Origin of the sequence: Pseudomonas sp. SK, assembly GCF_012975065.1 — a bacterium.
GTDB lineage: Bacteria > Pseudomonadota > Gammaproteobacteria > Pseudomonadales > Pseudomonadaceae > Aquipseudomonas > Aquipseudomonas anuradhapurensis.
In genome coordinates this window covers 4461773-4481918 of record NZ_CP051857.1, presented here as the reverse complement: position 1 = coordinate 4481918, position 20146 = coordinate 4461773, and the positions used below count along the sequence as shown (strand labels likewise).

The 20146-nt window shown below is 63.2% G+C and carries 20 protein-coding genes and 1 tRNA gene; 14 read left to right on the top strand and 7 right to left on the bottom strand.

Annotation, left to right across the window (positions count from 1 at the left end; genetic code table 11):
• Positions 1-4: 4 nt before the first annotated feature.
• The 12 genes from HG549_RS20480 to HG549_RS20425 all read left to right on the top strand — a co-directional run bounded on the left by HG549_RS20480 (position 5) and on the right by HG549_RS20425 (position 12052).
• The gene (locus HG549_RS20480) at positions 5-1339 is read left to right on the top strand and encodes an AAA family ATPase (RefSeq protein WP_170032146.1); all 1335 of its coding nucleotides are present in this window, start codon (positions 5-7) and stop codon (positions 1337-1339) included.
• Positions 1340-1351: 12 nt separating this feature from the next.
• Positions 1352-2164, top strand: coding sequence for a Flp pilus assembly protein CpaB (cpaB, locus tag HG549_RS20475; RefSeq protein WP_170032143.1), 813 nt, complete (start codon positions 1352-1354; stop codon positions 2162-2164).
• Positions 2165-2227: 63 nt separating this feature from the next.
• The gene (locus HG549_RS20470; RefSeq protein ID WP_256665980.1) at positions 2228-3739 is read left to right on the top strand and encodes a type II and III secretion system protein family protein; all 1512 of its coding nucleotides are present in this window, start codon (positions 2228-2230) and stop codon (positions 3737-3739) included.
• A gap of 14 nt (positions 3740-3753) precedes the next feature.
• Complete coding sequence (locus tag HG549_RS20465) at positions 3754-4029, top strand: hypothetical protein (protein ID WP_170032140.1); 276 nt, start codon at positions 3754-3756, stop codon at positions 4027-4029.
• A 7-nt stretch (positions 4030-4036) separates the two neighbouring features.
• The gene (locus tag HG549_RS20460; protein WP_170034265.1) at positions 4037-5383 is read left to right on the top strand and encodes a TadE/TadG family type IV pilus assembly protein; all 1347 of its coding nucleotides are present in this window, start codon (positions 4037-4039) and stop codon (positions 5381-5383) included.
• Positions 5384-5392: 9 nt separating this feature from the next.
• Positions 5393-5863, top strand: a complete 471-nt coding sequence (locus tag HG549_RS20455; protein ID WP_170032137.1) for a TadE/TadG family type IV pilus assembly protein — start codon at positions 5393-5395, stop codon at positions 5861-5863.
• Positions 5860-6363 carry a TadE/TadG family type IV pilus assembly protein gene (locus HG549_RS20450; protein ID WP_170032134.1) on the top strand — a complete coding sequence of 168 codons (504 nt, stop codon included), beginning with the start codon at positions 5860-5862 and terminating at the stop codon, positions 6361-6363. Before HG549_RS20455 ends, HG549_RS20450 begins: the two co-directional genes overlap by 4 nt.
• Positions 6357-7574: an AAA family ATPase gene (locus HG549_RS20445; protein ID WP_170032131.1), complete on the top strand. Its 1218-nt coding sequence runs from the start codon at positions 6357-6359 to the stop codon at positions 7572-7574. Before HG549_RS20450 ends, HG549_RS20445 begins: the two co-directional genes overlap by 7 nt.
• A gap of 3 nt (positions 7575-7577) precedes the next feature.
• Positions 7578-9020 carry a CpaF family protein gene (locus HG549_RS20440; protein WP_170032128.1) on the top strand — a complete coding sequence of 481 codons (1443 nt, stop codon included), beginning with the start codon at positions 7578-7580 and terminating at the stop codon, positions 9018-9020.
• Complete coding sequence (locus HG549_RS20435) at positions 9017-10003, top strand: type II secretion system F family protein (RefSeq protein ID WP_170032126.1); 987 nt, start codon at positions 9017-9019, stop codon at positions 10001-10003. The genes HG549_RS20440 and HG549_RS20435 overlap by 4 nt, the downstream gene beginning before the upstream one ends.
• Positions 10004-10029: 26 nt before the next feature.
• Positions 10030-10998, top strand: a complete 969-nt coding sequence (locus HG549_RS20430) for a type II secretion system F family protein (RefSeq protein WP_170032124.1) — start codon at positions 10030-10032, stop codon at positions 10996-10998.
• Between the two features lies 1 nt (position 10999).
• Positions 11000-12052: a lipopolysaccharide assembly protein LapB gene (locus HG549_RS20425; RefSeq protein WP_170032122.1), complete on the top strand. Its 1053-nt coding sequence runs from the start codon at positions 11000-11002 to the stop codon at positions 12050-12052.
• 12 nt (positions 12053-12064) lie between these two features.
• Here the strand turns inward: HG549_RS20425 and HG549_RS20420 are convergent, their stop codons facing one another.
• The 6 genes from HG549_RS20420 to HG549_RS20395 form a co-directional block, all read right to left on the bottom strand.
• Entirely contained in the window at positions 12065-13072 is a 1008-nt protein-coding gene (locus HG549_RS20420) for a DUF4917 family protein (protein ID WP_170032120.1), read from the bottom strand.
• 126 nt (positions 13073-13198) lie between these two features.
• Positions 13199-14905: a SulP family inorganic anion transporter gene (locus HG549_RS20415; protein ID WP_170032118.1), complete on the bottom strand. Its 1707-nt coding sequence runs from the start codon at positions 14903-14905 to the stop codon at positions 13199-13201.
• Positions 14906-15067: 162 nt separating this feature from the next.
• Positions 15068-15141, bottom strand: a tRNA-Gly gene (locus tag HG549_RS20410).
• Positions 15142-15251: 110 nt separating this feature from the next.
• Complete coding sequence (locus HG549_RS20405; protein WP_170032116.1) at positions 15252-16139, bottom strand: alpha/beta fold hydrolase; 888 nt, start codon at positions 16137-16139, stop codon at positions 15252-15254.
• A gap of 442 nt (positions 16140-16581) precedes the next feature.
• On the bottom strand, positions 16582-17274 hold the full coding sequence (locus HG549_RS20400) for a pseudouridine synthase (protein ID WP_170032113.1): 693 nt from the start codon (positions 17272-17274) through the stop codon (positions 16582-16584).
• A gap of 9 nt (positions 17275-17283) precedes the next feature.
• Positions 17284-17496, bottom strand: a complete 213-nt coding sequence (locus tag HG549_RS20395; protein ID WP_170032110.1) for a cysteine-rich CWC family protein — start codon at positions 17494-17496, stop codon at positions 17284-17286.
• A gap of 143 nt (positions 17497-17639) precedes the next feature.
• On the opposite strand from HG549_RS20395, the gene HG549_RS20390 reads away from it, so the two are divergent.
• Entirely contained in the window at positions 17640-18092 is a 453-nt protein-coding gene (locus tag HG549_RS20390; protein WP_170032107.1) for a hypothetical protein, read from the top strand.
• Positions 18093-18123: 31 nt separating this feature from the next.
• Here the strand turns inward: HG549_RS20390 and HG549_RS20385 are convergent, their stop codons facing one another.
• Positions 18124-19230 carry an enoyl-CoA hydratase/isomerase family protein gene (locus HG549_RS20385; RefSeq protein ID WP_170032104.1) on the bottom strand — a complete coding sequence of 369 codons (1107 nt, stop codon included), beginning with the start codon at positions 19228-19230 and terminating at the stop codon, positions 18124-18126.
• Positions 19231-19356: 126 nt separating this feature from the next.
• Here HG549_RS20385 and ung point away from each other — a divergent pair, with 126 nt between their 5' ends.
• Positions 19357-20049 carry a uracil-DNA glycosylase gene (gene ung / locus HG549_RS20380; RefSeq protein ID WP_170032101.1) on the top strand — a complete coding sequence of 231 codons (693 nt, stop codon included), beginning with the start codon at positions 19357-19359 and terminating at the stop codon, positions 20047-20049.
• The last annotated feature ends 97 nt before the right edge of the window (positions 20050-20146 follow it).

Genomic DNA, 20146 nt, shown 5'->3' with positions numbered 1-20146 from the left:
AACGATGTATGCACTCAGAGACAGTGGTGCCTGCGCCTTCGCCAAGGAAGCAGTGCAAAGCCTGGCACCTCAGCCACGTACGGTTCGCGAGACTGGCCTGGCCGAAAGCTTTCTCGGTGATTTGCTGTGCAAGCACCTACACGACGCCGGTACCCTGGACCTGTCGCGCCTGGTGGAGCGGCTGGCGCTGACCGGCGCGGTGGTGGAAGAAGTGTTGGCCTTCCTGCGCAAGGAAGGCCGCGTCGAGGTGCTGGGCCAGGTCGGTGTGCAATCGGGTGGGCAGGCGCTGCGCTTCGGCCTGACCGAGCGCGGCCGCAGTACTGCCCGTGATGCACTGGCGCGCAGTGGTTACATCGGTGCGGCGCCTTTTCCGGTAAATGCCTACCGTGACCTGCTCAAGCTGCAGACCGTCCACCATGGCTGCATCACTACCCAGGACATGCAAACCGCCTTCGCGGGCGTGGTGCTTGCGGAGGGTATGCTCGATCAACTGGGGGTAGCGCTGAACTCCGGGCGCGCCATCATGATTTACGGCCCTGCTGGCACTGGCAAGACCTACATCAGCAGCCGCCTGATTCGCCTGTTCGGGGAAGCCATCTGGGTCCCCCGTGCCATCGAGATCAACGAGTCGGTCATCGAGGTCTTCGACCCCCAGGTGCATCAGCCGCTGGAGGACGAGGGCCAACAGAACAGCCTGCTGCTCAACGAAGGTATCGATCGGCGGCTGGTCCGCTGCAAGCGCCCGGTCGTCATCACCGGCGGCGAACTGGGCATGGAGCAACTGGATATCCGCTTCGACGCCGCGAGCCGCCAATACCAGGCTTCCCTGCAGCTCAAGGCCAGCAATGGCCTGTTCATCATCGACGACATGGGCCGCCAGCGCATGGCCCCGGCCGAGCTGCTCAATCGCTGGATCGTGCCGATGGAAGAAAAGCGCGACTTCCTCAACCTGGGGGGCGGGCGCCATTGCGAACTGCCGTTCGACCTGGTGCTGGTGTTCTCCACCAATCTCAATCCGCTGGAGTTGGCCGACGAGGCCTTTTTGCGGCGCATTGGCTACAAGCTGCAGTTCAGCTACCTGAAGGTCGATGAGTACGAGCGCATCTGGCGCCAGGAGTGCGAGCGCCTGGGCCTGGCTTACGAGCCGGCGCTGTTGCGCTACGCGCTGCAGGCCCTCTACGAGGCCGAGGGCGTACCGCTGGTGCCGTGCCACCCGCGCGACCTGCTGAGCATGGCGCTCGACCGCCAGCGTTACCTGGGCGGCGAGGGGCCGTTGTCGGCGCAGGAACTGAAATGGGCCTGGCAAAACTACTTCGTCCAGATCGACTTCCTTGGATAAGGAGATGCACACATGAGTGCCCGCACGCTGATCCTGGTTGCCGTTTCCCTGACCTTGGGGCTTGGCGCCGCCTTGATGGCCAACAACTGGCTGAACGGGCGGCTCAAGGCCTCCCCGGATGACAACATGAAGAACGTGGTGATCGCCACGGTGGAGATCCCGTTCGGGCAGATGATCGAGGCCCAGCAGGTCACCTTGGTGCGCATGCCCAAGGATACCGTGCCCGACGATGCCTTCGACAGTACCGAGAAGGTGCAAGGCAAGATCGCCACCTTCGCCCTGCTGCGCGGCGATGTGCTGCGCAGCGCACGCGTCGCCGAGCACTTGGGCGGCAGTACCCTGGCGTCGTTGATTGCCCCGGAAAAACGGGCCATCTCGGTGCGAGTCGACGATGTGGTCGGGGTGGGCGGGTTCCTCCTGCCGGGTAACCGGGTCGACGTACTGGCGACCAGGCAGAGCGATGGCAGCAGTAACCAGGCCGAGTCCACGACCATTCTGCAGAACCTGCGGGTACTGGCCGTGGACCAGACGGCAGGGACCGACAAGACGCAACCGGTGGTGGTGCGTGCCGTGACCCTGGAGATGACGGCCAAAGAGGCAGAGGTGCTGGTCAAGGCGCAATCCGAAGGGAAACTGCAACTGGCCCTGCGTAACCCGCTGGACGCGCAGAAACCAGCTCCGGTCATTGCCGCCGCCGAGCCACCCAAGGCTGCGCCGCCAGTGATCAGAGCGCAACCGAAACCGGTGGTGAACCGCGGCAATGGCGGTGGCGCGGTCACCATCATTCGCGGGACTGAAGTCGAAATAGCGAAAACAAGGTTTTAAAGCAGTTGCGCATGCAGTGGCTAACCTTCGGTGGGAACAAGATCACTTCGCAAGGAGTCGTGAATGAACACTTGGCAGAGAGTAGGGCTGTACCTGTTGTGCGGGCTGGGTATGCAGTTGCTGATCGCTGGCGCTACCCAGGCGGAAGGCTCTGGGTCTGAATTCAGCTCCCTGCCGGCGGCCAGTGGCAATGCGATTCAGGTACCGATCTTCAAGTCGCGTACGATCAGCAGCCGTACCGCGGTCAGGAAGATCTCGGTCGGCAACCCTGAAATTGCCGACATCCTCATTACCAGCCCGACCCAGCTCTACCTGCTCGGGCGCTCGCTGGGCACTACCAACGTGCTGTTGTGGGACGCCAACAACCGCTTGATCGAGACCTTCGATGTGGAAGTGGTGCATGACCTTACCGGGCTCAAGACCAAACTGCATCAACTGCTGCCCGCGGAGAACATCGAGGTGTTCAGCGCCCAGGGCGCGCTGGTGCTGCGCGGCCAGGTGAGCAACGCTGCGGCCATGGACACGGCGATGAAGATCGCCAAGACCTATGCCGCGCAAACCTCGAGCGTGGTGCAAGGCAAGGGCGAGGCTGCCGCAGCGGCACCGGCCCAGTCGCTGGAGGTGATCAACCTGCTCAGCGTCGGTGGTGGCCAGCAGGTGATGCTGGAGGTCAAGGTGGCCGAGATGCAGCGCAGCCTGATCAAGAACCTCAACGTGCGCTTCAATGCCCTTGGCTTTGGCGGCAACTGGAGCGGTGGTGGCTTCAACAATGGTCAGGGGCTCGGCCTTTCACCCAGTGGCGGCACGGTGCTTTCGCCCGGTTCGCTGATTGGGGGTGGCAAGGGCCTGTTCGCCCAGTTCCTGTCCGACGACTTCCTGTTCAACGTGGTACTGGAGGCGTCCAAGGACAATGGTTCTGCCAAGGTGCTGGCCGAACCCACCCTCACCACCCTGAGCGGCCAGCAGGCAGAGTTCATTTCCGGTGGCGAATTCCCGGTGCCGATCACCGAGGACGATGGCATTACCATCGAGTACAAGGAATTCGGGGTCGGGGTGAAGTTCATGCCGGTGGTGCTCGATTCCGGCCGCATCAACCTCAACCTGAATGTCTCGGTGAGCGAGCTTTCCAACGCCAACTCGCTGGTGCTCGACACCGGCCTCGGCAGCATCCTGGGCGACAGTGTGGCCCAGTTGATTCCGTCGCTGACCAAGCGCAGCGCCGAGTCCACGGTCGAACTGGGCAATGGCCAGACCATCGCCATCGCCGGCCTGATCAGCGAAAACACCCGTGACTTCGTCAGCCGGTTCCCGGGGCTGGGGGATTTGCCGGTGCTCGGCCACCTGTTCCGCAGCCAGTCGTTCATCAACGGTGAAACCGAACTGGTGATCCTGGTGACACCGCACCTGGCCAAGCCCGTGGATGCCAAGGCGGTACGCCTGCCCACCGAGAAATTCGTCGAACCCAGTGACCTGGACTTCTACCTGCTTGGCAAGACCAAGGGCAGCGAGCCCGGTCGCGCGGTCCCCGTCAGCCTTGGGGTCAGCGGTGGCAACTTTGGCCATGATCTGAACTGATCGGAGAAACCAGCATGAGAACCATGATCGTGTGTTGCGCGCTTGTATCGGGGTTGTCCGGTTGCATTACCTACGACCCAGGCCGGGTGGGCCCGCTGGGCTACAGCGTCTACCAGACCAACTACCAGCAGATTGCCGACAAGGAGGTTGCCGCCCACCCGGGCACCGAGCTGCCGGCCGCAGGCGTCGATGGCCCGTTGCTGGAGAAGGTGGTCAATGGCTACCGGGGCGCGACCGGCGAAGCTCAGCAGATTGGCCAGCCGATCCAGATCAAGTTCAGCAACGATTGAGGGCGTGATCATGACTCCTCGAGCTCAACGTGCGTTCACCGCCTGGCCAGGCCAGCAGCGGGGGGCAGTGACTGTCATTATCGTGATCGCCCTGGTCGCGATACTGATGATGGCGGCGTTGGTGCTCGATGGCGGCCATATGTTGTTGAACAAGACCCGCCTGCAGAACGCCGTGGATGCCGCCGCCCTGAGTGGCGCGAAGACCTTGAGCCAGGTGATGGGTGCAGGCAACGCCGCCAGTGCCACACGGGATGCCGCGCTGTTTACCCTGAACGAGAATGCCAAGGCTGCGGGCAACCAGGAACTGCTGACGGCCATCGGGGGCAACCTTGGGGCATTTGCCGTGGTGGAGCTGGCCGACAACGTCTATGGGCCGTTCTCCTTCCCCGGGCCAGCCAATGCCAGCTACGTGCGGGTCAAGGTCGAGAACTACTCGCTGGCGGGCTATTTCTGGAGCATTGCCCAGTCGATCGGGAGCGGCACCGTCGGCGCCAAGAGCCTGACCGCGATCGCCACTGCCGGGCCGAGCCCGACCAGCCCCTGCAACCTTGCGCCACTGCTGGTGTGTGGCGACCAGACAAAATACAACCCGGATGCCGGCATGTTCTGGGGCTACCGCTTCGGTGACCTGGAGGTGTTGAAGTCTGCCGCCAAGAACAGCGACCCGATTGGCCCCGGCAATTTCCAGCTGCTCGACTTTGGCGCGGGCGGCAAGGAGGTGGGCGAACTCATGGCCGGCGGCGGTTCGGTTTGCCGTAACGTCGGTGACAGCGTCGATACCAAGCCTGGCAACACCGTCGGCCCTTCCGTCCAGGGCCTGAATACGCGCTTCGGCGACTACACGGGGCCGTACCGGGGCAGCGACTATCCGCCTGACCTGGTGACCACCTACAGCAATCCACTGATCAAGTACAACGACGCCGTCTCGCCAGCTCGGGTGGAATACCAAGGCCAACCTGTTGCTTCGAGCAATGGCAATCTCTCGGCCGGTGGCACCCAGCTGTTCGACTACAACGACTATGCCACACGTGCTGCGGCGTGTGTCGCGGGTGGGGGAGCGGGGTGCGAGTCAAACGGGGTGTTCGAGCGCAGGATACTGCGCATCGTGGTGGGTGACTGCTCAGGCAAGAATGCAGGGGCGAGCTCGATTCCGGTGCTCGGTTTCGGCTGTTTCTACGTGCTCCAGCCAGCCCAGAGCGCAGGTGGGGATTCGCAGATCTTCGGCCAGTTCGTCAAGCAGTGCGATGGCGACAATGTTCCCGGGCCCACGCCGCAGGACGATGCAGGCCCGCAGATCATTCAGCTGTACAAGACCTTCATCAATGGCAGTGGCACACCGAGCATCGACTCCTAGGAGCGTGTCATGGAACTTCACCGGCTCAAGCGCGCGCGGCGCCAGCAAGGGGTGGCAATCGTCGAGTTCACGCTGACCCTGCCATTGCTGTTGCTGACTTTGCTGGTCTTTGGCGAATTCGGCCGCATGCTCTACCAGTACAACAGCTTGTTGCAGGGCAGCCGTGATGCTGCACGTTACGTCGCCAGCCGGGCCTGGAACGCGACCCTTGGCCAGGTCGAGGTAAGCCCCGACCTTGAGTGCATGACCAAATACGTGGCGGTGTTCGGCGCTCCTTCTGCGCCGCCCTGCAGCCTGACCGGGATGCCGGCCAACACCACCGTGCAGGTGGCCAAGGTGGCGGGTACCAGCGACCACGTGCAGGTGACCATCAGCTATGTGTTTTCCCCGCTGATCGCCAGCGGCATTCCGGCCTTTGTCGGCAACAGCGTGGCGCTGAACTTCCCGCTGGTCGCCACCACCGTGATGAGGGCTCTGTGATGAAGCGCAGCATGCAGGGGGTGTATGTGGTGGAGTTCGCCTTCATCAGCGTGTTGCTGTTCACCCTGTTGTTCGGGGTGCTGGAAATGGGGCGGCTGTATTACACCGTGAATGTGCTGAACGAATCCGTGCGGCGGGGCGCACGCCTGGCGGCGGTATGCAATATCAGCGACCCGGTCGTGCTGCGCCGGGCGATCTTCAACAGCGCCGGTGACAGTGGCGTCAGCAGCCTGTTGGCCGACCTGGACACCGGTGACCTGACCCTGCGCTACCTGGACCAGAACGGCGCGCCGGTGGCCAGCCCCGGTGACCTGGTGAATGCCAGCGGATTTGCCGCTGTGCGCTATGTCCAGCTGACCCTGCAGAACTTCCAGTTCAGCCTGTTCATTCCAGGTTTCGGGGTGCCCATCACCTTGCCCGTATTCAAGGCGACCCTGCCTCGCGAAAGCCTTGGCCGTCATCCCAGGGCGGACGTCGCACCGGAGATCACACCATGCTGAATCTGAGTGAAGCCTCTGTATCCGCTACTTCCAGCAAGTCCAGGAAGCGCCTGTTGATCAGCAGCTCGGACGCGTTGGCCTTGCGCCAGTTGCAGGAAATCTGCCAGCGCATTCCGGCACTCGAGGTCAATGTTCGGCAGGTGGGCAATGGCCATAACGACCCGCTGTTCGGCCTGGACCGGATGCCCGACTTCCTGCTGTTGCGCGTCGGCCAGCTGTGGCGCGAGGAGCTGGCAGCCCTGTTGCAACGGCCGGCCCACGAACGCCCGCCGCTGTTGCTGTGTGGCCTGCTGGATGATCGGGAAGGCATGCGCCTGGCGATGCAGGCCGGTGCGCGCGATTTTCTGCCGGAGCCGATCGTGGCCACGGAGCTTATCGCTGCCTTGGGCCGTATGGTCACGGAGACCCAGACCAGCAGCGAGTCGACCGGCAAGCTGGTCGCGGTGATGAATGCCAAGGGTGGCTCAGGCGGCACGGTACTGGCCTGCAACCTGGCACATCAGTTGAGCCTCAAGGGCAACGCCCTGTTGCTTGACCTCGACCTGCAGTTCGGCAGCGTGTCGCATCACCTGGATGTTACCCAGTCGCACAGCCAGCTGGACGTGCTGCAGCAGATAAAAGAAATGGATGGTGTCGCCCTGCGCGGCTTCTGCAGCCATTTCAGCCCCTCGCTGCATGTGCTTGGCAGCCGCGCCAATGAGCTGTGCCTGCCGCAGGATGTCCAGGCCGAACAGCTCGACAAGCTGTTGCAGCTGGCACGCGCCAACTATGACTGGGTGGTGGCGGACCTGCCACGGCAGATCGACCACATCACCGCTTCGGTGCTGGAACAGGCTGACCGGGTTTACGTCGTCATGCAGCAAAGTGTCAATCACCTGCGTGACGCCAGCGCCCTGGCGCGCATTCTGCGGGATGACCTGGGCGTACGGGGCAACCAGCTCGAGGTGGTGGTCAACCGCTACGACAAGGCGGCCCCGGTCAGCCTCAAGGACATCGGCGAGGCGCTGCGCTGTACCAATATCGTGAAACTGCCCAATGACTTCAGCGTCATCAACCAGAGCCAGAACACCGGTGTGCCGTTGGCTTTGCAAGCGCCTCGGTCTGCGATCGCCCAGGCGCTGCGTGGCCTGGCCGAGGCGCTGGCTGGCGAAGCGGTGGCCGCTGACAACGGTTTGTTCAAGCGCGCCTTCAAGCGTGTCTTCCGGGGGTGAATCATGCTTAACGATTTCCGTAACCGTTTACGCAAACAGACTGGCACCCCGGAGGCAGCCTCGCCGCCCATGCCAAGTGGCGGCAACAAGGATGCGGCGGAGGCGCTGATGGCCTGGGAGCAATCAGCTCCGGACGTGCTTTTCGAAACCAGAAGCCAGGTCACCCAGGTGGAAGCCGAATGGCGCGAGAAGACCTATCAGCAACTGCTGAAGGTCATGGACCTGTCCTTGCTCGACTCGCTCGGGCAGGCCGAGGCCGTGCGCCAGATCCGCGACATCTGCCAACGCCTGCTCGACGAGCATTCGGCGCCGGTGAGCTCTGCCAGCCGCCAGTTGATCATCAAGCAGATCACCGACGAAGTGCTCGGCCTCGGCCCTTTGGAGCCGCTGCTGGCCGACCACACGGTGTCCGACATCCTGGTAAATGGCCATGACTCGGTGTACGTCGAACGGTTCGGCAAGTTGCAGCGCACCGACGTGCGTTTTCGCGATGACCAGCACCTGCTCAACATCATCGATCGCATCGTCTCCAGCCTGGGGCGGCGCATCGACGAGTCTTCGCCGTTGGTCGATGCCCGGCTCAAGGACGGCTCGCGGGTCAATGCGATCATTCCGCCACTGGCCATCGATGGGCCCAGTATCTCGATCCGCCGCTTTGCCGTGGACCTGCTCAATACCGACAGCCTGATCCAGACCGGTGCGCTGACGCCAGCCATTGCCTTGCTGCTCAAGGCGATCGTGCGGGGGCGGTTGAACGTGCTGATTTCCGGCGGCACCGGCTGTGGCAAGACCACCATGCTCAATGTGCTGTCCAGTTTCATTCCGCACAACGAACGGATTGTCACCATCGAGGACTCCGCCGAGCTGCAGCTGCAGCAGCCGCACGTGGTGCGCCTGGAAACCCGGCCGGCGAACATCGAGGGGCGCGGCGAGGTCGGCCAGCGCGAGCTGGTGCGCAACAGCCTGCGGATGCGCCCCGACCGTATCGTGATCGGCGAGGTGCGTGGCGCCGAGGCGCTGGACATGCTGACGGCGATGAACACCGGCCACGACGGCTCGCTGACCACCATCCACGCCAACACCGCGCGCGACGCCTTGGGCCGGATCGAGAACATGGTGCTGATGTCTGGCGCCACGTTCCCGATCAAGGCCATGCGCCAGCAGATCGCATCGGCGATCGATGTGGTGATCCAGCTGGAGCGGCAGGAAGACGGCAAGCGGCGCCTGGTCAGTGTGCAGGAAATCAACGGCATGGAAGGCGAAATCATCACCATGACCGAGATCTTCTCTTTCGTGCGCAACGGTGTAGGCGAGCAGGGCCAGGTCCTTGGCGATTTCCGCCCGAGTGGCATGGTGCCGGCGTTTCGCGATGCCCTGGCCAAGCGCGGCATCGAATTGCCGCTGTCTATGTTCCGGCCTGAATGGATGGAGGCTCGTCAGCCATGAACCAGATACCCGGCGAATACATCCTGGTGTTTCTCGGCATGGTGTTCATTGCCGTGTTCCTGCTCAGCCAGGGGCTGGTGGTACCCGTGTTCGGCGAGGCGGGCAAGGTGCGCAAGCGTATCCGCGGCCGCCTGGTGATCCTAGAGCGGGCAAGCCATCTGCCGAACATGCAGACCGTGTTGCGGCAGAAATACCTGACACGCCTGTCGCCGCTGGAGGCGCGGCTCGAGCAACTGCCGTTCATGGCCACGCTGACGCAGATGATCGAGCAGGCCGGGCATGAGTACCGGGCCTATCGGGTCCTGTTGACCGGGCTCGTGCTGGCAGCGGCGAGCGGCATGCTGGTCTGGTTGTTCCTACCCTACTGGTGGCTGGCGCTGGCGGCTGCGTTCGTGGCGTTGTGGTTGCCATTGCTGAAGATCATCCGTGACCGTGGCAAGCGTTTCGCCAAGTTCGAGGAAGGTTTGCCGGATGCCCTGGAGGCCATGTGCCGGGCCTTGCGTGCCGGGCACCCGTTCAATGAAACCCTGCGCCTGGTAGCGGATGAGCACAAGGGGCCGGTGGCACAGGAATTCGGCCTGACCTTCGCCGACATCAACTACGGCAATGACGTGCGCCGGGCCATGCTCGGCCTGCTGGAGCGCATGCCCAGCATGACAGTGATGATGCTGGTGACCTCGATCCTGATTCACCGTGAGACCGGCGGCAACCTGACCGAAGTGCTGGAGCGCCTGAGCAACCTGATCCGTGGGCGTTTCCGCTTTCAGCGCAAGGTCAAGACCATGTCGGCCGAAGGGCGGATGTCGGCCTGGATATTGGTGGCCATACCCTTCCTGCTGGCGGCAGCGATCATTGTCACAAGCCCGGACTACCTGACGTTGCTGATCAAGGATCCTACCGGGCAGATGTTCGTCATGGGGGCTTTCGGCTCCATGTTGGTTGGGATTTTCTGGATTCGTCGAATTATCCGTATCCAGATCTAGGCAGTTCTCGCAGGGGAGCGTCAGTCATGGACTATTTGCTCGGTTTGTTGAGTGGGGTGACGGACAGTGAGGCGTTGGCACGCCTGCTGATCGTCGGTGCGATCGGGGTGAGCACAGTCATTGCGGTCATTACCGTGACGCTGCTGGTGTTGGGCTTGCAGAGCCCGTTGCAGCGCCGCCTTGCCTTGATCAAGCGTGATCATTCCAGCGCTGCGACCGGGCGGGAGGCACCCGGCAACCTGCAGCTGCTGCTGGAGCGGGTAGGGCGGCGCATTACGCCGTCTGCAGCCGGCAAAGTGTCGGCCACCCGAACCCTGTTGACCCATGCCGGCTATGGCTCGGCGTCGTCGCTACAAGTGTACTGGGCCGTGCGTCTGCTGTTGCCGCTGACGCTGTCGGGCGTGTCGCTGCTGATATTGCCCATGGTGCCGAACCTGTCCCCGCTGACCGGCCTGGGCGTGGTGGTCATGGGCGCTGCCGTTGGCTGGTTGCTACCGGCGATGTATGTGGACAAACGCCGCACCGCGCGCCAGGGGCGGTTGCGGGCGGCCTTTCCCGATGCCCTGGACTTGATGGTGGTGTGCGTGGAGTCGGGCCTGGCATTGCCCCAGGCTATCGAGCGGGTGGCCGAAGAAATGGCGGTCAGCCAGGCCGAACTGGCCGAGGAACTGGCCTTGGTCAATGCGCAGATCCGCGCGGGTATCTCCAGTACCGAAGCACTCAGGCAACTGGCGGATCGCACCGGCCTGGAAGACATTCAAGGCCTGGTCAGCCTGCTGGCGCAGAGTATCCGCTTCGGTACCAGCGTCGCGGCGACCTTGCGCATCTATGCCGAGGAGTTTCGCGACCGGCGCATGCAGGCCGCTGAAGAAATGGGCGCAAAAATCGGAACGAAGCTGGTTTTTCCGCTAATTTTCTGTCTGTGGCCAAGCTTTTTTCTGGTAGCCATCGGCCCGGTGATCATCGGGATAATAAAAACGTTCGGGAAGCCATGACATGAACAGGATCGGTTTGCTGTTGACCATGATAGCCGTGCTGTCGGGGTGCCAGAGCATGGGGCCGGAGCTGAACGGGGTGCGTTCGGTGTATTCGACTGGGAACTCGGTGCTTTACCAGGTGCAGACGCAGAGCAACTCGCCCGACCAGGCGATGCAGGTTGCGGCGATGGCCTACCAGGCGGGGGACCTTGACCAGGCACTGTACCAGTACCTGCGGGTACTCGAACTGGCCCCGGAACGCTATGAGGCGCTGGTGTGGGTGGGGCGCATTCACCGTGAGCGCGGCAATAACCAGCTTGCCGAGATGGCCTTCAACGAAGTGCTGGCCAAGGCACCCGATAACCCCGACGCGCTGACCGAACTGGGCCTGATGAATCTGTCCATGCGTAAATATGAGCAAGCCAAGGCACTGTTGTCCAAGGCCGTGGCGGTGGATCAGAAACGTTTCGTCAAGGACCCCGCTAACACCCAGACTGGGACGGCGGCGCTCAGGGTCGACAACAAGTCCCCGCTGAAGGCGTACAACGGCCTGGGCGTGCTTGCCGACCTGGGCGACAACTTCGCCGAGGCGCAGATGTACTACCGCTTGGCCGAGCTCATCGAGCCACGTTCCGCGTTCGTGCAGAACAGCCTGGGCTATTCCTACTACATGGCCGGGCAGTGGGGCGAAGCCGAACAGCACTACAAACGCGGGGTGAGCTACGACGGCACCTACAAACCGCTGTGGCGCAACTATGGCTTGCTGCTGGCACGCATGGCACGTTATGAGGAGGCCGTGTCTGCCTTCGAGCAGGTCGAAAAACGTGCCGAAGCCAGCAATGATGTCGGCTATGTCTGCCTGGTAGAAGGCAAGCTGGACATCGCCGAGCAGTTTTTCCGCAGTGCGATCGAACAGTCGCCCGGGCACTACCCCGTTGCCTGGGAAAACCTGAACAGGGTCCAGCAGGTACGGCAGATTCGCCAGTTGGGCGGCAATGCACCGGTGGCCGAGCCGGTTGCGGTGGGCCCAGCGGGCCCGGTGGTGCAGGTGACGACCGCGTCGGCGCCTTGATCGGGCGAGTGGTCAGCGGATTGGCGACAATGCTGTCGCCAATTCCGCGCCACCCAACGGATGCGTCCCGGCATCGAAGAAATGCAGATCTGTGCCAGGCAAATCCCCCAACCGATCGACGAAATGCTGCTTCTGGTTGATCACCGAAGCCTCGCTCAACGGCCGTATTGCCACCGCCAGATGCTTCGGCCGAGCCTGCCGAATGGCTTCGAGCAGGTGCTGGTCAGTGCTGTCCAGGTGCTGCCCGAACAGGCATAGCCCCTGACTTTCCCCTGCCAGTTGCCCCAGGCACCAGCTCAGGTAGTCCGAGTTGCGGATGGCGCGCAGTTTCTCGTCGCTGCGGTCTTCGTTGACGAACAGCGGCACTTCGCCGGGGATGTTCACGGCAAAGCCATCGAGCAGTTCGGCGCTGTCGGCGCTGCGCTGGCGGGTGCTGCCGTCGGGCAGCTTGAGCAGGTGCAGGCCGCCGTGCAGGTGCAGCAGCCGGGTGCCTTCAGCGTGGGTGCGACGCACGTCGAAGAAGCCTTGCTCGTCGAACAGTTCGGCGAAGCCGTGTGGTGCGTGTTGCACGGCCCATGGCAGCAGCAGATCGTAGTTGCTGGTATAGACGCTGCGGTAGCTGCGCAGGGCCTGGTTGAGCGCTGCCAGAGTGGCGACCGGCATGCGTGGCCATGGCAGGTGCACGGTGCGAACGGCGTGGATCAGCGCTTCCTTGATCGAATAGTAGCGGTTCAGCGGCGCGGTGGAATTGATCGCCAGCGCGGCGTTGGCCCGTACGGTCGTGTTGAGGGTGCTGAGCACGGGCTCGAACAGTTCCGTGCCCAACGACTTGAACAGGGCCTGGTCGCTGACCGCCAGGCCTTTCTTGCGGCCGGCGCGCTGCGCTTCCTCGAACAGCGAGAAGTAGCCGAACGGCTTCCACAGTGCTCGGCTGAGGCCATTGCCGAGCAGCAGGGCGTCACAGGGATGGCGGGCGGCGAGTGCTGGCCAGGAAATGAGGGCGGCGTCGAGTGCGGGCATGCTGGGGTCCGTTGGGTGGAGCGGGAACGGGGGCGACTTTAGCACGCCCTGCAAGCTGTGTAGCTTTGCCATCGCTGTGCTAGCCGGCGTGCCGGCGATAGGGCCAGCAGCACCAGCGCGGCGTTTTCAACCCTGCGCAGCCACCTGCACATGGCGATTACGGTTACGCCACAGCCGATAGGCGCGGATGCCAGCCCGCACCGAACCGAACAGCAGTTTGTCTTCCATCTGCCGTGCCATCCCCGAGCGTACCAGCATGCGCAGGAAGGTGCCGCGGGCGCGGGCGATGGCGAAGAGGATGCCCTGGGCGGCCAGGGTGTCACGCACTTCGCGCAGGGCGGCGATGCCGCTGACGTCGATGCTGGTGACCGCTTCGGCATCGAACAGCACGGCCTTGGGCTGCGCCTGGCTCTGCACGGCTTCAAGCAGGCGCATCTTGAAGTAATCGGCATTGAAGAACAGGATCGCGTCGTCGAAACGGTACACCACCAGGCCGGGCACGGTGCGGGCGTCCTTGTGCTTGCGGATGTCCACCTGGCCTTCGGTGCCCGGCAGCCAGCCCAGCACTGCGTCGGTAGGCTGGTAGATGCTGTACAGCAGGCGCAGGATCGCCAGGGTCACGGCAAACACGATGCCGGGCAGCACGCCCAGGCCCAGCACGCCGACCGTGGTCAGCAGGCACAGCCAGAATTCGAAGCGGCTCAGGCGGCGGATCTGCCCCAGCGACTTGATGTCGATCAGCCCCCAGCCGGCCATCAGCAGCACGGCACCCAGCGCGGCCTGCGGGATCCACGCCATCGGTGCTGTGAACAGCAGCAGGATCAGGGCGATGACCAGCGCGGCGATAATACCCACCAGCTGGCTTTTGCCACCGACCATGTCGTTGACGGCGGTACGCGAGTCGGCGCCGCTGATGGCGAAACCCTGGGACACCCCGGCGGCCAGGTTGCTGACGCCCAGGGCGACGAATTCGTGGTTGGCATTGATGGCGTAGCCGTGCCGGGCGGCAAAGCTGCGTGCGGTGAGCATGGCGCTGCAGAAACTAACGGTGGCGATACCCAGGGCGTCGCGCAGCAGGCTTTTCATTTCTGCCAAGTTACTGTGTGGCCAGGCCAGTTGCGGAATGCCGGCGGGTACCGGGCCAAGGATGGCGACACCGAAGCGGTCGAGGCCGAACAGGCCGACCAACAGCATGAACAGCGCCACCACCGTAAGTGCCGCCGGCAGGCGCGGGTAGCGCCGTGGCAGCCATATCAGCAGGCCCAGTGCGCCCAGGCCGATGAATAGCGTCAGCCAGTGAATTTCCCCCAGGCGCTGGAAAAAGTCGATCACGCTGAGAATGAACCCATCGCCTTCGATCCGGAAACCCACCACCTTGGACAGTTGCCCGGCGATCAGGCTCAGGCCGATGCCGTTGAGGTAGCCGATCAGGATCGGTCGCGAGAAGAAGCTGGCGATGAACCCCGCCCGGGCCAGGCCGGCGGCGATCAGCATCACCCCGACCAGCAGGGTGACGATTACCGCCAGCTCGGCAATCCGCTGTGGGTCGCCCATGGCCAGTGGCGCCACCGCGCCGGCGATCATGGCGCAGGTGGCGGCATCGGGGCCGACCATCAACTGGCGCGAACTGCCGATCAGGGCATAGACCATCATCGGTAGCACACAGGCATACAAGCCATACTGCGGCGGCAGGCCGACGATTTGCGCATAGGCGATGGCAATCGGGATCTGGATCGCCGCCACCGACAGGCCGGCCTGCAGGTCGGCGTGGAACCACTCGCGGCGGTAGTGCAGCAAGTTGGCAAGGCCCGGTAGCCAGCGGGAGAGAAACATGCGTCGTCCTTTCGAAATGTCTCACGGAACCATCTGCGCATTGAAGCGGATCAGCGTGCAAATGGCCATGGTGCAAGTCAAAGGAGGGCTGAAACGAAAAAAGGAGCCGAGGCCCCTTTTGACAGCGATGACGTTGTTGGAACGCCATGCACAAGTGCGATGTGGAGCGGGTAGAGGGAATCGAACCCTCAACTAAAGCTTGGGAAGCTTTCGTTTTGCCACTAAACTATACCCGCGTCTGCGCTGAGCTTTTTACCAGAACCCTCCACGAATTAGAAGCCCGAGTTATAAAAAAGCTTGTCGGCACCCCATAGCTGCGGGTATTGGCTACAGGGCGCCGAGGCGCTCAAATGGCAAATGCATGCTGCCCCTGTTGTACCGGCTGGTAGTGTTGGCGCGGTTCGCGCAGGGTCGGCTTGAGGAAGTTGAGCATGACGCTGCGAGTACTTTCGCAGGCGGCCTTGTGTTCCATATCCAGGAAATGCCCTGCGTCACGTATCACGCTGAACTGGCTCCTGCCCACATGCTTGCTGAACTGCCGGGCATCTTCGACGGTGGTGTACTCGTCGCGCTCGCCGTTGATGAACAGCACCGGGATGTCGATATTGCGCGCCCCCTTCAGGGCCCGTTCCAGGTCATGCTGCAGCACTTCGTTGATGTGGAAGTGCATCTGCGCGTACTCATGGCTGTCCAGGCTGCTGACGTGCCGGTAGTTGAAACGCTTGAACAGCGACGGCAGGTACTTGCCGATGGTGTCGTTGACCAGGTTGCCGACCTGGTAGCGATCACAGGCGGCCAGGTACTGGCAGCCGCGTTCCAGGTAGTCGCGCATCGGTTCGTTGATCACCGGCGAGAACGAACTCACCACCGCTTTCTTGACCTGCCGTGGCTGGTGCGCCAGCGCCAGCAACGTACTTGCGCCGCCCCACGAGAACGACATCACGTGGTCCGCCTGGAAGTGCTCGATCAGCTCGAGAAGGATATGCGCTTCGGTCTCTTTGCTGATCAGGCGTTCGTGACGGTTGTGTGGCTTGGATTTGCCCGCGTAGGGCTGGTCGAACAGTACCACGTTGAACTGGGGGTGCAGGTTACGTACCGTTTGGGCGAACGAGGCGGTGGTGGCCAGCGAGCCGTTGACCAGGATGATCGTTTTTTCGGCTGCCTCCGCGCGATAGAACTCCGTGTAAACCCGATACTGACCTTGGATATCAAGTACAGCAATTTCTGGCCTCATCTCATCGACTCCTGGCGCAAAAAGGGTATTCGCGTCACCTAGGGTGCACGTTCTTTATGACAGGTAGGCATTTGCCTGAAGAGAAAGCGGGGCCCTGTGTCGATCCTTGGCACGTGTGTCGACGGGTATTGTTTTTGGCGGGCAATTTGCCGTGCCCCAAGGCATCGAGGCTTTGGGTGGCCGGCAAAAAGGTGTCTTCGACTGCAGGCGTGACTTGGCAGTCACATGCAGACTGACGATTTGGATTCAAGCAGCGGGTCGTGGATCCTGCAAGTGCCGTTCGGGGGAAAATGTGACTTTTCTCGCTGAGCGGTCGTATGGCGCTGCTGTACTGCTGTGCCGGCCGCTTGGGGGAGTCCGCTCCCACAGGTCATCTGCAGGCCGAAGCCTGGGTTGCTCCTGTTGCAGCGGTTTCACCCGCGAAGCGGCCCGCTCAGGCAGACTAGACCGTGGCTATTTCATCCGCTGTCAGCTCGCGAAACGCCCCCGGCGCCAATTCCGGGTCAAGGTGGATGGCGCCCATGCGCTCGCGGTGCAACCCCACCACCTTGTTGTCGAAATGGCCGAACATGCGCTTGACCTGGTGATAACGCCCTTCGACGATCGCCAGCCGCGCCTGGCGCGGGCCCAGGATATCCAGCTGGGCAGGTTGCGTGGTCAGATCCTCGAAGGCGAAGTAGAAGCCCTCGCGGAATTTGGCCACATAGTGCTCGCCAATCTCGTCCTCGGTTTCCACCAGGTAGTGCTTGGGCAACTTGGTCGCGGGCTGGGTAAGCCGCCGTGACCATTGGCCATCGTTGGTCAGGATCATCAGGCCAGTTGTGTTGAAGTCCAGGCGCCCGGCTATGTGCAGGTCCTCACGCAGCGCAGCGGGCAGGAGGTCGAGCACGGTGCGATGCTGCGGGTCCCGGGTGGCGCTGACGCAGCCAGCGGGCTTGTGAAGCATCAGGTAGCGCGCCGGCCGGCCTGTCTGCAGCAACTGGTCGTCGAGTTCGACACGGCTGAATTCGCGTACTTCGGTCATAGGGTCGCTGGCCACCTGGCCGTCCACCCGCACGCGGCGTTGCGCCAACATCAGGCGGGCTTGCTGGCGGTTGTGGCTGGGCAGGTTGGCGAGGAAACGGTCGAGACGCATTGGGGCCCGTCAGTCGGCGGCAGAGGTGCGCAGTTGTTGTTCAACCGCAGCGCAGCGCGGGCACAGGCAGGCTTGGTCGCGCAGCTCGGCAGGCAGGGCCTGAAGCACGGCCGGGTCGATGGTCACGCTATAGCACCAGCAGGCCTGGGTAGCGCGGGCCGGGTCGGCCAGGCTGCACCGGTTGGGCGCGCCACAGGCGGGGCAGTGTCGGTTGTCAGGCATGGCTGCCGCTCAGCTGTATCAAATTGTTGCAGAAATGGCACTGCACCTCGGCGCCACGGTCTTATCACATGTCGATGATCGCATTTCGCGTCGACGCTCGCCAGCGCCGCTGTTCGGGCACTCCAGCGGTCCAGGAGGCCGCCATGTCCTATCGAATCCTGTTGATCGCCCTGCTGGGGCTGATGACTGCCGCCTGCGTCCCGTACTACGAGACCGGGGGCTACTATCGCTCGGATCACTACTACGCCGACCGTTACGTGTCGCCGGGGTATTACCGCTATGACCACTATTACGTGACGCCACAACCGCGCTATTACTACCAGCCAGCACCGCGCTACTACTACCGCCCGGCGCCAGCGCCATATTACCGCTCGCCGCCGCCGCCGGTGATGAACCAATGGCATGGCAACCCACGCTATAACTATGGCAACCGCCAGCGCTACGACTATGGGCGCGACCGGGATCGGCATGACTATCGTGGCGGCAGCCAGCGTTACCAGAACGACCGTTGGCATTCCGACAGACGGGGGGACGGTGACCGTCGTTGGGATGGGCGGCGTGGGCAAGGGGGGAACTGGCAGCGGCAGGTGAATTGAGGCGGGGGCGTCATGCGCCCCCCTCTCGAAGCTAATCCAGGTCTGCCAGCGGGTGGCGGCCTTCCCACACCTTGGCAAAATGCGCCTCGACCACCGCCGCCGGTACCTGCGCCACATCCGGCCAGTGCCAGCGCGGCTGGTTGTCCTTGTCCAGCAGGCGCGCGCGTACCCCTTCGCTGAATTCCGGGTGGCGACAGCAGTTCAGGCTCATGCCGTATTCCATCTGGAACACCTGCGCCAACGACAGGTGGCGTGCCCGACGAATCTGCTCCCACACCAGGTGTGCCGTCAGCGGGCAACCGGCATGCAATTGTCGGCCGGCCTCGGCCAGCAGCGGATCGTCGTGGTGCTTGAGCCCTTCCAGGGCACGCCAGGCCGCGGCCGCATCGGCTACGTCGAGCAACTGGTCGATCACCTGCCGTCGTGGCAGCCACTGGGCTTCGGGCAGTTCGGCGCAGGCCCGGTGCTGTTCGGCCTTGAGCAGGCTGTTCAGTTGCAGCGCGGTCTGCTCCTGCCAGTTCAGTTGCAGCAGTTCCTCGATCAGCGCTTCCTGCTGGTATTCGCCCAGGAAGCGATCGGCCAGGCCCAGGTCAAGGGCGTCGTGGGCATTGATCGGCGCCCCCGTCAGGCCAAGGAACAAGCCCAGCTTGCCAGGCAAACGGGCAAGGAACCAGCTGGCGCCCACATCCGGGTACAGGCCGATGCTGATTTCCGGCATGGCCAGCCGACTGCTGGGGGTGACGATACGCACATTGGCGCCTTGCAGCAGGCCCATGCCGCCGCCCAGCACATGCCCGTGGCCCCAGCACAGCAGCGGCTTGGGGTAGGTGTGCAGGGCGAAGTCCAGGCGGTATTCGGCGGCAAAAAAGGTGGCGGCCAGCGGTGGTACGCTGCCGGGGTGGTCGCGGCAGGCATGCGCCAGGGCGCGTACATCGCCCCCTGCGCAGAATGCCTTGCTGCCGTTGCCGCGCAGTAACACGCAGACGACCCTGGGGTCTCGGGCCCAGGCGTGCAACTGCTCGCCCAATACTTCGATCATCGGCAGGTTCAGGGCGTTGAGCGCCTTGGGCGCATCCAGGGTGGCGATGCCGATGCGGGCGCCATCGGCGCCGGTGAGTACCTCGCAATGAATGGCCATGGACTACCTCGCGCAAGTCATCGCACAAGTATGGCTTGCCTGGCCGATCATGCCGGTCGTCGGTCGGATCGTTTGACAAGCGCACAAGGCTTACCTAGTGTCGCGCCATTGTTTACGGAAGGCCCCATGACTGACGACGATCGCATCAAACTCGAACCCGGCTGGAAGGCCGCGTTGCGCGCCGAATTCGACCAGCCCTACATGCATCAGCTGCGCGAGTTCCTGCGTAGCGAATATGCCGCCGGCAAGGAGATCTACCCGCCAGGGCCGCTGATCTTCAATGCGCTCAATTCGACGCCGCTGGACCAGGTAAAGGTGGTGATTCTCGGCCAGGACCCGTATCACGGGCCGGGGCAGGCGCATGGCCTGTGTTTCTCGGTGCAGCCGGGCGTGGCCACGCCACCGTCGCTGGTCAACATCTACAAGGAATTGCAGCGTGACCTGAATATCCCGATTCCCAACCATGGCTACCTGCAGAGCTGGGCCGAGCAGGGCGTGCTGCTGCTCAACACGACCATGACCGTGGAGCGTGCCAATGCGGCGTCACATGCCAAGAAGGGCTGGGAATTGTTTACCGACCGGATCATCCAGGTGGTCAGCGAGCAATGCCCGAACGTGGTGTTCCTGCTGTGGGGCTCGCATGCGCAAAGCAAGCAGAAGCTGATCGACGGGACCAAGCACCTGGTGCTGAAATCGGTGCATCCGTCGCCCCTGTCGGCTTACCGCGGGTTCCTGGGCTGTGGGCATTTCAGCCGCACCAACAGCTTCCTCGAACAGCGCGGGCTGACCCCGATCAACTGGGCATTGCCGCCGCTTTGAGCTGCTGAAACAGCGCGTCGCCTTGTTCGCGGGTGAACCTGCACCCACAGCGATCGTGCGCGGCATGAGTGCCGTGCAGTCCCTGTGGCAGCGGGTT

Bases quoted from the DNA above. Each gene is read 5' to 3' on its own strand.
- HG549_RS20480 (WP_170032146.1), top strand. From the start codon at position 5: ATGTATGCACTCAGAGACAGTGGTGCCTGCGCCTTCGCCAAGGAAGCA.
- cpaB (WP_170032143.1), top strand. From the start codon at position 1,352: ATGAGTGCCCGCACGCTGATCCTGGTTGCCGTTTCCCTGACCTTGGGG.
- HG549_RS20470 (WP_256665980.1), top strand. From the start codon at position 2,228: ATGAACACTTGGCAGAGAGTAGGGCTGTACCTGTTGTGCGGGCTGGGT.
- HG549_RS20465 (WP_170032140.1), top strand. From the start codon at position 3,754: ATGAGAACCATGATCGTGTGTTGCGCGCTTGTATCGGGGTTGTCCGGT.
- HG549_RS20455 (WP_170032137.1), top strand. From the start codon at position 5,393: ATGGAACTTCACCGGCTCAAGCGCGCGCGGCGCCAGCAAGGGGTGGCA.
- HG549_RS20445 (WP_170032131.1), top strand. From the start codon at position 6,357: ATGCTGAATCTGAGTGAAGCCTCTGTATCCGCTACTTCCAGCAAGTCC.
- HG549_RS20440 (WP_170032128.1), top strand. From the start codon at position 7,578: ATGCTTAACGATTTCCGTAACCGTTTACGCAAACAGACTGGCACCCCG.
- HG549_RS20435 (WP_170032126.1), top strand. From the start codon at position 9,017: ATGAACCAGATACCCGGCGAATACATCCTGGTGTTTCTCGGCATGGTG.
- HG549_RS20430 (WP_170032124.1), top strand. From the start codon at position 10,030: ATGGACTATTTGCTCGGTTTGTTGAGTGGGGTGACGGACAGTGAGGCG.
- HG549_RS20425 (WP_170032122.1), top strand. From the start codon at position 11,000: ATGAACAGGATCGGTTTGCTGTTGACCATGATAGCCGTGCTGTCGGGG.
- HG549_RS20420 (WP_170032120.1), bottom strand. From the start codon at position 13,072: ATGCCCGCACTCGACGCCGCCCTCATTTCCTGGCCAGCACTCGCCGCC.
- HG549_RS20415 (WP_170032118.1), bottom strand. From the start codon at position 14,905: ATGTTTCTCTCCCGCTGGCTACCGGGCCTTGCCAACTTGCTGCACTAC.
- HG549_RS20405 (WP_170032116.1), bottom strand. From the start codon at position 16,139: ATGAGGCCAGAAATTGCTGTACTTGATATCCAAGGTCAGTATCGGGTT.
- HG549_RS20400 (WP_170032113.1), bottom strand. From the start codon at position 17,274: ATGCGTCTCGACCGTTTCCTCGCCAACCTGCCCAGCCACAACCGCCAG.
- HG549_RS20395 (WP_170032110.1), bottom strand. From the start codon at position 17,496: ATGCCTGACAACCGACACTGCCCCGCCTGTGGCGCGCCCAACCGGTGC.
- HG549_RS20390 (WP_170032107.1), top strand. From the start codon at position 17,640: ATGTCCTATCGAATCCTGTTGATCGCCCTGCTGGGGCTGATGACTGCC.
- HG549_RS20385 (WP_170032104.1), bottom strand. From the start codon at position 19,230: ATGGCCATTCATTGCGAGGTACTCACCGGCGCCGATGGCGCCCGCATC.
- ung (WP_170032101.1), top strand. From the start codon at position 19,357: ATGACTGACGACGATCGCATCAAACTCGAACCCGGCTGGAAGGCCGCG.